The organism is Paraburkholderia fungorum, assembly GCF_003610895.1.
GTDB classification, from domain to species: Bacteria; Pseudomonadota; Gammaproteobacteria; order Burkholderiales; family Burkholderiaceae; genus Paraburkholderia; species Paraburkholderia fungorum_B.
Genome location: NZ_MCAS01000001.1, coordinates 203619 through 216663, shown reverse-complemented (window position 1 = coordinate 216663; position 13045 = coordinate 203619). Strand labels below are relative to the sequence as shown.

Genomic DNA, 13045 nt, shown 5'->3' with positions numbered 1-13045 from the left:
TTTAACAGACTTACTTGATGTCGTCAGCGCTTACGCCCTGCGGCAACGCTTGCGGGAGATAGGCTCGCCCCGCGAAGGCACCCATGTGGCCACCGGTCTCCACGACCAGCGCCGACTGATGCACGACCGCGGCGCCGTAGCCGCCGCCTTGCGCTGTGTGCGCATCGGTGAGGCCTTGCACGTAAGACGGGAAGTAAGTGGCGAGCAGCGTCTTGAGCGGCGGCATGGTCGGGCCTTCCCAGCTCAATGCGAACACGGTGTTGCCCGCCGTGATGTACTCGTTCACCACCGTGCCCGACGGCAGCGTGGTCTGGCTCACGGTGTAAGCCGGCGTAGCCGCATTGGCGCTTGCCGCGAAGCGCGCCACCGCGGCGCCGCCCTGACTCAGTGCCCCTGCACTGGTACTGCTGGCGGTCACGGGATAGGTCGGTGTGCCGCCTAAGCCTGCGTATGCTGGAACGACCATGGCGAACGAGGCAGTGGCCACCACGAGCGTTCGAAATCGACTGATTATCATTTTTTGGATTTTCGGCGGTTTTTGGAAAATGCGCGCGAACGTTATCCTCGCGTCCGCGCAACACTAATATTAATGTGAGTCTTTTCGATTAAAACGAATGAATAGCGAGGCGATTCGGGTTCTATTCGAGTCCCAAAGCCTGCCTGCCGGAAATCAAACGATATTCAAACCGGGTAATGCCCAGTGGCGCGCACTGACACGGTGCGCGCCTGTCATGCCACGCGGTTGCGTCCACCGGCTTTGGCGGCGTACAACTGCGTATCGGCCGCGGCAAGCAGGGCGGCGGGGCTGCCGCCCTCGGGCGGCTTGCATGACGCGCAACCTATGCTGATCGTTACGTGCCCGGGCTCCGTGTCCCTGTTCTCGAGCCTTGCCGCCGCGACGCGCTCGCGGATCGTTTCCGCGACCTTGAACGCGCCTTCGAGCGATGTATTCGGCAACACCACCGCGAACTCCTCGCCGCCGTAGCGCGCGGCAAGATCCACCGCGCGCCGGGTGCCCGACATGATGCGCTCGGCTACCGCGGCCAATACTTCGTCGCCGGTGGCGTGGCCATAGGTGTCGTTCAGGCGCTTGAAATAATCGATGTCGATGAAGAGCAGCGAGAGCGGCGTCTGCTCGCGCTGCGAACGCCGCCATTCCTGCGCGAGCCGCTGGTCGAATGCGCGGCGGTTGCTCAAGCCGGTCAATGCATCGGTTTCGGCAATGCGTTGCAATTCAGCTTCGGCCAGCACCTTGTCGCGCAGCGCGAAAGCAAACAGCCAGGCGACGACCACGTAGGCGCCGCCGAACAGGACCGTCATTGCGCCGGCCAGCATGTTGCGTTTGCGCCAGTCGGTCAGCACGTCTTCCACCGCCGGCGCGATGCCGACGATCAGCGGCGTGCCCGGCACGTGCGCATAGGTGTACAGGCGTGAGACGCCATCCAGTGAGCCGTCCGAAACGAAGCTGCCGGACTGGTGGCTCGCAATGCCGGGGAAATTCGCCGTATTCGCATAGTTCGAGCCGATGCCGAGACGCGCCGGCGGCCGGCTCGCGAGGAGGGTGCCGTTGTCGAGCACGATAAAGCCGCCGCCGTTGGGACCGAGGTCGATGTTGTCGAGCAGATGCTCGAAGTATTCGATCCGGACGCTGACTAGCGCGATCCCGTCGAATGCGCCATTGGCTGTATCGATGCGCCTCGACAGTGCCACCGCCAGCGCGCCGTCACGGACTTGCGACTGATAGGGGTGCGAAATGTAGAGGCCCACCGCGGGGTTCTTCTGTTGCACGGTGAAATAGTCACGATCCGCGAACGACAGGCCAGGATAGGTGTTGCCGCTTTTCGACGCTTTGACATGACCTTGCGCATCGACGACGTAAGCATCGCCCGAGATCGGCGAACCCAGTCCGCGATCGAACAGCACGCGCTGACGCAGATAGGGCGACAGGGTCCATGTTTCCGGGCGCTCGGCCTCCGTCGCCACGCCGCGCAACGACAGGTCGTAAAGGGCGACATTGCGCGCAAGGTCACGGCTGATAATCGCGACGAGGTTGCGCGAATTGTCCATGGCATGGCGGAATTCGTCCTCGCGGCTGTTATAGAGCGCGACGAACGTCAGGGCGGCCAGCACGGTGGCGGCGAGCATGCCGCACAGGCCCGCTAGCAAGGGATGCCGGCCGATCGTCCACGCGATCCATTTGCGGGTCCCGCCAAACCACCTGGCCGACCGGTAGCGCAAGGTAAGAACCTGTCCATTCGACACGTGCCTGACTCCCCCTGGGTGGCCGGTTCATCCGGCGTGCTGCATAAGACTTTGTCTTAGTCCGGTTGCATGGTCGATTGGATCATTGAATGCGTGTGGGGGTCAATCGAGCTTGCCGATCAGCATGGCGACGAAGGTTTCCGTGACCGGCGGCAGGGTCCTGCCGCGCTTCCTGATGAGCGCGATCGGGCGGGTGAACGCGGGATCGTCGACGGGACGCACCACCAGTTCAGGCTCCGCTCTGACCTCGCGAGCCGATGCCGGCAGGATGGTCACGCCGAGCCCGGCGCGCACCATTGCGACGGCGCTCATCATGTAGGTCGGCTCGCAGGCGATCTCCGGCGCACAGCGGGCGTTGGCAAAGGCGCTATCGACCACCGCCCGCACGCTCGTGCCTGGCGCCGTCAGCACGAGCGGCACCGCGGCGAGGTCGGCCAGCGTGATGCGCCGCCGCCGCGCCAGCGCGTGGCGCTTCGGAAAAACCGCCACCAGGCGATCGATGCCCGCGTGCAGCACCTCGAAGGCGCTATCGTCCAGTTCGCCGCCGGTCAGCCCGATATCGACCTCCTCGTTGCGCACCAGCGTGTTGACCATGCTGGCGACCACGTCGCGCACATGGAAGCTCACGCGCGGCACGGCCTTCTTCATGTTCTGCACGAGTTCGGGCAAGACACTGGCCGCGAAAGTCGGCAGACACGCGATGCGCACCGTGCCGCTGCTTCCTTCGCCGAGCGCACGCGCGTCGATCAGCACATGCTCCATATCGTGCAGCGACTTCTGCAGCAGCGGCAGCAGCTCGCGGCCGGTCGGCGTGAGCGCGACATTGCGGCTGTTGCGATCGAACAGGCGCATGCCGACGGTTTCCTCGAGCCGGCGAATCTGCACCGTCAAGGCCGGTTGTGACAGGTGCAAGCGCGCCGCCGCACGCGTGAAGCTGCCCGTTTGCGCGACGGCGATAAACGCGCGGATGTCCCGAAGATTCAAATCCATAATGGTTTGTAATTGCTGCGATCAATTCATTTCAATTGATTTATTGTTGCCTCGAACTTACGCTCGATCGCAGTAAAAAACAACACTGGAGACAAGCACATGCTGCCACTACTGGGGCTGGCTACCATTGCCGTGCTGCTGGGCGCGATTCTGTCGAAACGGATGTCGCCGCTGGTAGCGCTCATCATCGTGCCGATTGCGGCGTCATTGCTCGGCGGTTTCGGCTTTCAGACAAGCAAGTTCGTGATCGACGGGCTCAAGAGTCTCGCACCCGTGGTCGGGATGTTCGTCTTCGCGATTCTTTACTTCGGCACCATCACCGACGCCGGCACGCTCGATCCGATCATCGACCGAATCTTGCGTGCCGTCGGCACGCGGCCCACGCGGATCGTGATGGGCACCACCTTGCTGGCGCTGCTGATTCACCTGGACGGTTCCGGCGCGGTGTGTTTTCTCGTCACGATTCCCGCGATGCTGCCGCTTTACGATCGTCTGGAGATGGACCGGCGCGTGCTGGCCGCGGCCGTTTCGATGGCCGCCGGCATCAACTTTCTGCCGTGGACAGGGCCGATGATCCGCGCGTCGGCGTCGCTGCATCTGCCGATTTCGGCGCTGTTCAATCCGTTGATCCCGGTGCAGCTGATCGGACTCGTGTTCGTCTTCGGCATGGCGTTCTGGCTCGGCCGGTGCGAGGAAAAACGGCTCGGCCTCACCGCCGCGAGCACTTCCGTGCCGATGCCGGAGCGCCAGTTGACGCCCGAGGAGCAAGCCCTGCGCCGGCCGAAAAACTTCTGGTTCAACATCGTCCTCACGCTGGTCGTACTTGGCACGATGGTCGTGATGGGCGAAAAGATCCCGCCGGCGATCATGTTCATGGTCGGGCTTTGCATCGCGTTGATGGTGAACTACCCGAACGTCGACATGCAGCGTAAGCGGATCGACGCGCATGCGCGCGCCGCGTTGATGATGGCCGGCATTCTGCTGGCCGCCGGCGTGTTCACCGGCGTGATGCAGGGCAGCGGCATGCTGAAGGCGATGGCCCAGGCGGCCGTCGGCTTCGTGCCGCCCGCGATGGCGGGCCACATTCCGGTCGCACTCGGCTTGCTGTCGATGCCGCTCAGCATGCTATTCGACCCGGACTCGTTTTACTTCGGTGTGCTGCCGGTGATTGCGGAAGTGGCCGGCCAGCTCGGCGTGCCGGCCGTGCATGTCGGCCAGGCCGCGCTGCTCGGCCAGATGACGACCGGCTTTCCGGTCAGCCCGCTCACGCCGGCGACGTTTCTCGTGGTCGGCCTGTGCGGCATCGATCTCGCCGATCACCAGAAATTTACGTTCCCCTTGCTGTTCGGCGCCTCGATCGTGATGACGATTGCCTGCGTCGTGCTGGGGATATTTTCACTGTGAGCCGCGTGGCCTCACTGAACGGATGCGACCATCATGACAGCGACTCCACATAAGCGAACGGTGCGAACCGTACGAATAGGCGCGGGTGCGGGGTATTCCGGCGACCGTATCGAACCCGCGGTCGAACTGGCGGAATACGGCGCGCTTGATTACCTGGTATTCGAGTGCCTCGCCGAACGCACCATCGCGATCGCGCAGCAGGCGCGCAGCAAAGACCCCGAACAGGGCTACGACCCGTTGCTCGAAGCGCGCATGGCGGCCGTGCTTCCCGCTGCCATGCGGGGTCCGGGCAACGGCGTGCGGATCATCTCGAACATGGGCGCGGCCAATCCGCTTGCAGCGGCGAAGAAGACTGCCGGGATCGTGCGCTCGCTCGGTCTCGGTCCGGTGAAGATTGCCGCTGTCACCGGCGACGATGTACTCGACGTCGTGCGGCAAGGCAATTTCCGTTTCGAGGAGTCAGGGGACAGCGTCGCTGCATATAAGGATCGCCTCGTGTCCGCGAATGCCTATCTTGGCGCGGCCGCGATTGTCGAGGCGCTGGCGGCCGGCGCGCAGATCGTGCTGACCGGACGCGTCGCCGATCCGTCGTTGTTCGTCGCGCCGCTGATCCATGAATTCGGCTGGCGCATGGACGACTGGCAGACGCTTGGGCAGGCGACCGTGACCGGCCATCTGCTCGAATGCGCGGGACAAATCACCGGTGGCTATTTTGCGGACCCGGGTTTCAAGGACGTCCCGAATCTGGCGAAGCTCGGTTTTCCCATTGCCGAAGTGGACGAGGACGGTTCGGTGGTCATCACCAAGCTTGCCCAAGCCGGCGGCCGGGTGACCGAAGCCACCTGCAAGGAACAACTGCTGTATGAGATTCACGATCCGCGGCGCTATCTGCAACCGGACGTGGTCGCCGATTTCACGCAGGTGCGTGTCGCGCAGGAAGCGCCGGATCGTGTTCGCGTGAGCGGCGGACGTGGCACGCCGCGTACCGATACGCTGAAGGTGTCGGTTGCTTACTTCGATGGCTATATCGGCGAGGGGCAGATTTCATATGGCGGTCCCGGCGCGCTGGCGCGTGCCCGGCTCGCGCTCGATATCGTGCGGGAAAGGCTCAGCCTGACCGGGGTGGATACGCGCGAATTGCGCTTCGATCTGATCGGTGTGAATGCCTTGCATGGCGAAACCTTGGGCGGGGGTTATGCCGAACCCTATGAAGTGCGCGCGCGGGTCGCGGGACGCACGGATTCGCTCGCGCAAGCGGTGCGGATCGGCAATGAAGTGGAGACGCTTTACACCAATGGCCCGGCCGGTGGCGGTGGCGTGACCAAATCGGCGCGCGAAGTCGTCGCGGTGCAATCGGTGTTGCTGCCGCGTGAGCACGCCAAACCCACCTTCTCGCTCGTGGAGGCGTGACATGAAACTACGTGAGCTTGCTCATTCGCGGACCGGCGACAAAGGCAATACGCTGAATATCTCGGTCATCTGTTATGACGCGAAGCACTACGAGCATCTGCGAGCGGTGTTGACCGCGGAGTGTGTCAAGGCGCATCTCGCCGAGGTGGTGCGCGGCGAAGTCGTGCGTTATGAATTGCCCGGTATCGCCGCGTTCAACTTCGTGCTCGGCCAGGCGCTCGGGGGAGGGGTGACGCGTTCGCTGGCGCTGGATGCGCATGGCAAATCACTGAGTTCGGCTTTGATGGGGCTGGACCTGGAGGCCCCGGCGGTGGGTGGAACCGCGCCGGCCCCTTAAATTGTCCGCGTTCTCGGGCGGGCTGAAGCGGCGAGCCGGCAAAGGCTGTCGGACAAACCGGGCATTCGGCTCAGCCGCCCGCTTTGCTCAACGCGTGCGCCCGCCGCAGCCGCTCGCGGCTGTTACTCAGATGCATGCGCATCGCGGCGCGCGCGTCGTCGGCGTCCTGACGTTCGATGGCCCGGTAAATCATCTGATGCTCGCTGAGCACGGTGCGCAGCGTCTCGATGTGGTCGAGTTCCGCGATCTCGGCTGAGCCGAGCCGTGTGCGCGGGCTCACCGCGCGGCCGAGTTGACTGAGCACGTCGAAGAAGTAGCGGTTGCCGCTCGCGCGGGCGATCTGCAGATGAAACTCGATGTCGTGCGCGAGCGTGTCCGTACTTCCCCGTTCGAGTTCGGATTCGAAGCGTTCCAGCGCCGCGCGAATCTGTTTGAGATTCTGCTCGGTGCGCCGCGCCGCCGCGAGCGCGGCCGAAGCAGCCTCCACATCGATGCGAAATTCGATGATTGCCATCACGTCCAGCATGCTGGAGAGATCGGCTGCGGCCAGTTGCATCGGCTGTTCCGTAGCCGGCGCCAGAACGAACGTGCCGATGCCGTGACGCGTCTCGACCACCTTGGCCGCTTGCAGGCGCGAGATCGCCTCGCGAACCACCGAGCGGCTCACCGAGAGCTGCTTCATCATGGCGACTTCTGTCGGGATGCGGTCTCCGGGCCTCAGGGCGCCGCGGCGGATTTCATCGGAAAGGGTGGCCACCACCTTCTCAGTTAGGCTGCTCATTTATAGGCTTGTTGACTAATCGGCTGAAAATACACACGTTGCGGGTGCGAGTGACGTCATATGACGGCTCGACATAGCCATCATAGCGTCAGTCAGAATGATCACGACTCGAATCTCGCGTTCGCGGGTGAGGCGTGGGATAGCGCATGGGTCTCCCGGCGTAGGACTCGGCTTTGTTGTCGGACGTCTTATTTTGATCTGCTCCCTACGGCAGTAAAATGCCGCGCCTGCTGCCGTTTTCCCTCACATAGAGCGTGGATGCGTATCGTGTAGCAGGGTAAACACCCTGTTGGAATCGATGGAAAGAAGCGGGTAGACTGTCGTCAGACAACATATCACATGTGTCGAAGCGGGCCGCCAGAGTGGCCGGAACTGGAGACAACCTTGACATCTGCTCTCACCACCGCCGCCGACCCGCTCGAGTCCGCGGTCTCGAAGGTCAAGCGGCACATCCTGCCGCTGTTTCTGATCATGTTCATCGCGAACTATATCGACCGCGTGAACATCGGCTTCGTCAATTCGCACATGCAGACGGACCTCGGCATCGGCGCTGCCGCCTACGGGCTGGGGAGCGGTTTGTTCTTTGTCGGCTACGCGCTGTTCGAAGTGCCGTCGAACGTGTTGATGCAGAAGTATGGCGCGCGCGCCTGGCTGACCCGCATCATGGGAACCTGGGGGCTGGTCGCGGGCGCCATGGCATTTGTCTGGAACGATACCTCCTTCTACGTGTTGCGCTTCCTGCTCGGTATCGCTGAAGCCGGCTTCTTTCCCGGTGTGGTGTTTTACTTCACCCAATGGCTGCCGCAGAAGGAGCGCGGCAAGGCCGTGGCGGTTTTTCTCTCGGGCTCCGCGCTTGCGTCGGTGCTGTCCGGGCCGATCACCGGCAGTCTGCTGTCCATTCGCGGTCTTGGCTTGCAGGGCTGGCAATGGATGTTTCTCATTGAAGGCGGCTTTTCGATCGTGCTGTGCGGTGTCAGCTGGATGCTGCTGAAGTCCCGTATTCGCGATGCCTCGTGGCTGACGGCCGAGGAGCAGTCCGTCCTCGAAAGCTCGATCGCCGCGGAACAGACCGAGCGCGAGGCGCACGGCGGCGCGCATCTGCCCCCGATGAAGCTGCTGAAAGACCCGCAGATTCTCCTATTCTGTTTTCTGTACTTTGCGATTCAACTGACGATCTACGCAGCGACCTTCTGGCTTCCGACCATCATCCGCAAGATGGGCGGACTCTCGGATTTCGAAGTCGGCATGTTCAATACCATCCCGTGGCTCATCGCCATGGTCGCGATGTACTGCTTCGCGGTGTTGTCGGCGAAATGGCGTTTCCAGCAGGCGTGGCTGGCGGTAGCGCTCGTCATTGCGGCGTGCGGGCTGTTCGCCTCCACGTCGGCGAATCCGGTTGTGTCGTTTGTGGCTATCTGCTTCTCGGCGATCGGTTTCAAGGCCGCGTCATCGCTCTTCTGGCCGATTCCGCAGGGTTATCTGGACGCACGCGTTGCCGCTGCCGTGATCGCGTTGATCAATTCGGTCGGCAACCTCGGCGGCTTCTTCGCGCCGGCGACCTTCGGCTATCTGCAACAGCACACCGGCTCGATCACCGGCGGACTGTACGGCCTGGGCGTGGCTTCGCTGATCGCGGCGGCGGCCGGCTTCCTGACCCGCAATCGCCGTGTGAACCGCGACGCGTTGCCGGAGCCGCTCCATAGCAAAGCGCATTGAAATGTCGATCGACCACCGCCAGTCGGCTCACTAACTTACCTGGTCTTCCTATCATGTCCACGAACTCATCCCAATCGAACGCCACGCCGATCGTGACCGAGCTGCGCGTTGTGCCCGTCGCCGGCCGTGACAGCATGCTGATGAATCTGAGCGGCGCGCATGGCCCGTTCTTCACGCGCAATATCGTGATTCTGCGCGACAGCGCAGGACATACCGGCGTCGGCGAAGTGCCGGGCGGCGAGAGCATCCGCCAGACCATCGACGACGCGCGTCCGCTGGTGGTCGGTCAGTCGATCGGTAATCTTCAAGCTATCCTGAACAAAGCGCGGACCCAGTTCGCCGACCGCGATGCCGGTGGCCGCGGTCTGCAGACATTCGATCTGCGCACCACCATTCACGCGGTGACGGCGCTCGAAGCCGCCTTGCTCGACCTGCTCGGTCAGCACCTGGGCGTACCCGTTGCGGCACTGCTCGGCGAAGGCCAGCAGCGCGACGAAGTGGAAATGCTCGGTTACCTGTTCTATATCGGCGACCGCCAGAAAACCGATCTGCCCTATGCGAGCGGCGCGGATGGGCATGATGACTGGGAGCGCGTGCGTACTGAACAAGCGCTGACGCCCGAGGCAGTCGTGCGGCTCGCCGAGGCGGCGCAGGCGCGCTACGGCTTCAACGATTTCAAGCTCAAGGGCGGCGTATTGCCCGGCGACGCTGAAATCGAAGCGGTCACGGCGCTTGCCGAGCGTTTCCCCAACGCCCGCGTCACACTCGATCCGAATGGCGCATGGTCGCTTGCGGAAGCGGTGCGCCTGTGCCGCGACAAGCACGACGTGCTGGCTTACGCGGAAGATCCGTGCGGCGCGGAAAACGGCTATTCAGGCCGCGAGGTGATGGCCGAATTCCGCCGGGCGACCGGTTTGCCGACGGCGACCAACATGATCGCGACCGACTGGCGTCAGATGGGTCACGCGATCCAGTTGCAGTCGGTGGATATTCCGCTTGCCGATCCGCATTTCTGGACCATGCAGGGCTCGGTGCGGGTGGCGCAGATGTGCAACGAGTGGGGGCTGACCTGGGGTTCGCACTCGAACAATCACTTCGACATCTCGCTCGCGATGTTCACGCATGTCGCGGCTGCGGCACCCGGCAAGATCACGGCGATCGATACGCACTGGATCTGGCAGGACGGTCAGCGCCTGACGCGCGAGCCGCTGCAGATCGTCGGCGGCAAGGTCAAGGTGCCTCAGACCGCGGGCCTCGGTGTCGAGCTGGATATGGACGAGATCGAGAAAGCGCACGCGCTGTATCAGCAACACGGTCTTGGCGCGCGCGACGACGGCGTGGCCATGCAGTACCTGATTCCGAACTGGAAGTTCGATAACAAGCGCCCGTGTCTGGTGCGCTGAGTTTTTCACGCTTTCATGATTTGAGCGGCCCGCCGTGCGGCCGCCCGTTTTCACCGACAATTCACGCTATCACGCCATACACGTCATGACTTCACCTCAAGAACTCAAAGCGATCGTCTCCGAAGGCCTGCTGTCCTTTCCGGTGACCGACTTCGACGAGCAGGGCGATTTCCGCGCCGATACCTATGCCGGGCGCCTCGAATGGCTCGCGCCGTATGGCGCGACGGCATTGTTTGCAGCAGGCGGCACGGGCGAATTTTTTTCGCTGACCCGAGACGACTACACGAACGTGGTGCGCACGGCGACCGCGACGTGCCGAGGCAAGGTGCCGATTCTCGCCGGCGCGGGCGGCCCGACACGCGTGGCGATCGACTATGCGCAGGAGGCCGAACGTCTTGGGGCAAGCGGCGTGCTGCTGATGCCGCATTATCTGACCGAGGCGTCGCAGGAGGGGATTGCCGCGCACGTCGAGCAGGTCTGCAAGGCGGTGAAGAACATCGGCGTGATCGTCTATAACCGCGCGAATTCGAAGCTGAATGCGGACATGCTCGAACGTCTCGCGGACAGTTGCCCGAACCTGATCGGTTTCAAGGACGGCGTGGGTGAAATCGAGAACATGGTGACGATTCGCCGGCGGCTCGGCGATCGCTTCTCGTACCTTGGTGGCCTGCCGACCGCGGAAATCTACGCGGCGGCTTATAAGGCGATGGGTGTGCCGGTGTACTCATCGGCAGTCTTCAACTTCATCCCGAAGACGGCGATGGATTTCTATCGCGCGATTGCCGCGGACGACCACGCGACTGTCGGCAGGCTGATCGACGAATTCTTCCTGCCGTATCTGGCGATCCGCAATCGCCGCCAGGGCTATGCGGTCAGTATCGTGAAGGCAGGCGCGAAGCTGGTCGGCCACAGCGCGGGTCCGGTGCGCGCGCCGTTGACCGATCTGACCGAAGAAGAAATGGCGCAACTCGACGTGCTGATCAGGAAGCTCGGCGCGCAGTGAATGATGCAGCAAGCGATGCAATATGCGATGCAATAAGCGGAACAGGCAGAGCCGCGATTGACGATCGCAGCTTCGTCGCGCTCAGCTCTTGCGAAACACCACGTGCGAAATGCGCTGCACGAGCAGTGCGGCCGCCAGTGCCGCCACTGCCGTCAGCCACACGCCGATATGAATCGACTGCACTAGCGCATCGCGCGCCGTGTCGATCAATGCGAGGGTATTGAGGCCTGACGGTTTCATATCCGCAATCAGTTTCAGACGCGACGCTTCGTCGATCAGGATGCGCAGATCGACGAAACGCGGCTGCCACTGCGATACGGCCGGCTCGCCGAGCACGCTCATCGTGCGCGTCACCACGTCGCGATAGTGATGCTGCACCACGGTGGCCACGATGCTGGTACCCAGCATGCCGCCCACCATCCGCGTGGACTGCAGCAGTGCTGTCGTGATGCCGAAGCGTTCGCGCCCGGCAATCTCCTGGCCGAACACATTCAGATTGTTCAGGATGAAACCCAGACCGATGCCGACGGCCGCCATCGGCAATTCGATCCACACGTGCGGTGTGTCCGGATTGGCAAACGCCAGCGCGATCGCCGCGAACAGCAGCAGCGCGAAGCCGATCGACAGAATTCGCGTGGGTTTCTTCATGTGAATCACGATGCGCGTATTCAGCAGGCTGCCGAGCGCGATACAGGCGGCGATCGGCGTGGCGAGCAGGCCGGCCTGTTGCGGCGACAGCCCGAAGCCGCCCTGCAGCAGCAGCGGCGCGAAGAAGATCAGCGAAAACATCACGAAGCCGGACAGAAAGCCGAGTATGAACAGCGTGACGAGTTGCGCATCCTTGAACAGGTCGAGCGGAATGATCGGATGGGTGGCGCGCTTCTCGCACAGCAGCAACGCAATGGCGCTCGCGATCACGAAGGCCGCCAATACCAGGTTGCCGGTCGTCAGGCCGTGTTTCGGCACGGCTTCGATGAAAGCCTGCAGGCCGCCCAGCGCGATGGCGACCAGCGCCGCGCCGAGCCAGTCGATCTTGACCTCGCCCTCGTGGGGCCGCTGGAAGTTGGGCAGATGCGCCCAGATGAAATAGAGTGCCGCGATGCCGACCGGCAGGTTGATCAGGAAGGTGGAGCGCCAGCCCCAATGCTCGCTCATCCAGCCGCCCAGCGACGGACCCGCCGCGGTGCCGATCCCGTACGCGGCTGCCATCACCACCTGCCAGCGCACCCGCGCGCGTGGATCGGGAAACAGATCCGGGATCGACGCGAACGCGGTGCCCACCATCATCCCGCCGCCGACGCCTTGCAGGCCGCGCGCGATCACGAGGAACAGCATGTCGTTCGCGACGCCGCAGAGCACCGACGCCACCGTGAATGTGATGACCGCGGCGATCACGAAACGCTTGCGGCCGAAGTAGTCGCCGAGGCGGCCGAACACAGGAACGGTCACCACCGAAGCCAGCAGGTACGCGCTGGCGATCCATGCGTAGTACTCGAAGCCGTGCAGTTCGGCGACGATCGAAGGCAGCGCGGTACTGACCACGGTCTGGTCGAGCGCGACCAGCATGTTGACAAGGCCGATGCCGAGCATCGCTAGCAGGGCGTTTCGGAACGGCAGGGCAGTCGCAGTCGGGTTCACGGGTCTGGGAAAGGAGGGCTTTTCAGGGCAGGCGCCGCGCATGCGGGCCAGGGTCTTGACGGCGAGTGAGTCCACTAGTTGTCTGACCTCTTATCCTGAAT

At 63.2% G+C, this 13045-nt stretch carries 11 protein-coding genes; 6 read left to right on the top strand and 5 right to left on the bottom strand.

Annotation, left to right across the window (positions count from 1 at the left end):
- Positions 1-10: 10 nt before the first annotated feature.
- From BCY88_RS00900 to BCY88_RS00890, 3 genes are all read right to left on the bottom strand, one after another.
- Positions 11-466, bottom strand: coding sequence for a DUF2844 domain-containing protein (locus BCY88_RS00900; RefSeq protein WP_259461178.1), 456 nt, complete (start codon positions 464-466; stop codon positions 11-13).
- 263 nt (positions 467-729) lie between these two features.
- Complete coding sequence (locus BCY88_RS00895; RefSeq protein WP_259461177.1) at positions 730-2262, bottom strand: sensor domain-containing diguanylate cyclase; 1533 nt, start codon at positions 2260-2262, stop codon at positions 730-732.
- A gap of 102 nt (positions 2263-2364) precedes the next feature.
- Positions 2365-3252, bottom strand: a complete 888-nt coding sequence (locus tag BCY88_RS00890; RefSeq protein ID WP_120342390.1) for a LysR family transcriptional regulator — start codon at positions 3250-3252, stop codon at positions 2365-2367.
- 99 nt (positions 3253-3351) lie between these two features.
- On the opposite strand from BCY88_RS00890, the gene BCY88_RS00885 reads away from it, so the two are divergent.
- The 3 genes from BCY88_RS00885 to BCY88_RS00875 are packed head-to-tail and all read left to right on the top strand — an operon-like array spanning position 3352 to position 6403.
- A complete protein-coding gene (locus BCY88_RS00885) occupies positions 3352-4656 on the top strand; it encodes a CitMHS family transporter (protein ID WP_120342389.1) in 1305 nt (434 codons plus the stop codon).
- A 33-nt stretch (positions 4657-4689) separates the two neighbouring features.
- Positions 4690-6066, top strand: a complete 1377-nt coding sequence (locus BCY88_RS00880) for an acyclic terpene utilization AtuA family protein (RefSeq protein ID WP_120342388.1) — start codon at positions 4690-4692, stop codon at positions 6064-6066.
- Position 6067: 1 nt separating this feature from the next.
- Positions 6068-6403 (top strand): AtuA-related protein, encoded by a 336-nt coding sequence (locus BCY88_RS00875; RefSeq protein WP_120342387.1) that lies wholly within the window; start codon positions 6068-6070, stop codon positions 6401-6403.
- A gap of 70 nt (positions 6404-6473) precedes the next feature.
- Here BCY88_RS00875 and BCY88_RS00870 read toward each other — a convergent pair whose 3' ends face one another.
- Positions 6474-7184 carry a FadR/GntR family transcriptional regulator gene (locus BCY88_RS00870; protein WP_120342386.1) on the bottom strand — a complete coding sequence of 237 codons (711 nt, stop codon included), beginning with the start codon at positions 7182-7184 and terminating at the stop codon, positions 6474-6476.
- Between the two features lie 384 nt (positions 7185-7568).
- On the opposite strand from BCY88_RS00870, the gene BCY88_RS00865 reads away from it, so the two are divergent.
- From BCY88_RS00865 to kdgD, 3 genes are all read left to right on the top strand, one after another.
- Positions 7569-8900: an MFS transporter gene (locus BCY88_RS00865; RefSeq protein ID WP_120342385.1), complete on the top strand. Its 1332-nt coding sequence runs from the start codon at positions 7569-7571 to the stop codon at positions 8898-8900.
- A gap of 53 nt (positions 8901-8953) precedes the next feature.
- Positions 8954-10303 carry a glucarate dehydratase gene (gudD, locus tag BCY88_RS00860; protein WP_120342384.1) on the top strand — a complete coding sequence of 450 codons (1350 nt, stop codon included), beginning with the start codon at positions 8954-8956 and terminating at the stop codon, positions 10301-10303.
- Positions 10304-10388: 85 nt separating this feature from the next.
- Positions 10389-11306 (top strand): 5-dehydro-4-deoxyglucarate dehydratase, encoded by a 918-nt coding sequence (gene kdgD, locus BCY88_RS00855; protein ID WP_120342754.1) that lies wholly within the window; start codon positions 10389-10391, stop codon positions 11304-11306.
- Positions 11307-11387: 81 nt separating this feature from the next.
- Here kdgD and BCY88_RS00850 read toward each other — a convergent pair whose 3' ends face one another.
- Complete coding sequence (locus BCY88_RS00850; RefSeq protein ID WP_120342383.1) at positions 11388-12896, bottom strand: MFS transporter; 1509 nt, start codon at positions 12894-12896, stop codon at positions 11388-11390.
- Between the last annotated feature and the right edge of the window lie 149 nt (positions 12897-13045).

Coding starts and splice junctions, on each gene's coding strand:
- BCY88_RS00870 (WP_120342386.1), bottom strand. CDS start 7,184: ATGAGCAGCCTAACTGAGAAGGTGGTGGCCACCCTTTCCGATGAAATC.
- BCY88_RS00885 (WP_120342389.1), top strand. CDS start 3,352: ATGCTGCCACTACTGGGGCTGGCTACCATTGCCGTGCTGCTGGGCGCG.
- kdgD (WP_120342754.1), top strand. CDS start 10,389: ATGACTTCACCTCAAGAACTCAAAGCGATCGTCTCCGAAGGCCTGCTG.
- BCY88_RS00850 (WP_120342383.1), bottom strand. CDS start 12,896: ATGCTCGGCATCGGCCTTGTCAACATGCTGGTCGCGCTCGACCAGACC.
- BCY88_RS00900 (WP_259461178.1), bottom strand. CDS start 466: ATGGTCGTTCCAGCATACGCAGGCTTAGGCGGCACACCGACCTATCCC.
- BCY88_RS00880 (WP_120342388.1), top strand. CDS start 4,690: ATGACAGCGACTCCACATAAGCGAACGGTGCGAACCGTACGAATAGGC.
- gudD (WP_120342384.1), top strand. CDS start 8,954: ATGTCCACGAACTCATCCCAATCGAACGCCACGCCGATCGTGACCGAG.
- BCY88_RS00890 (WP_120342390.1), bottom strand. CDS start 3,252: ATGGATTTGAATCTTCGGGACATCCGCGCGTTTATCGCCGTCGCGCAA.
- BCY88_RS00875 (WP_120342387.1), top strand. CDS start 6,068: ATGAAACTACGTGAGCTTGCTCATTCGCGGACCGGCGACAAAGGCAAT.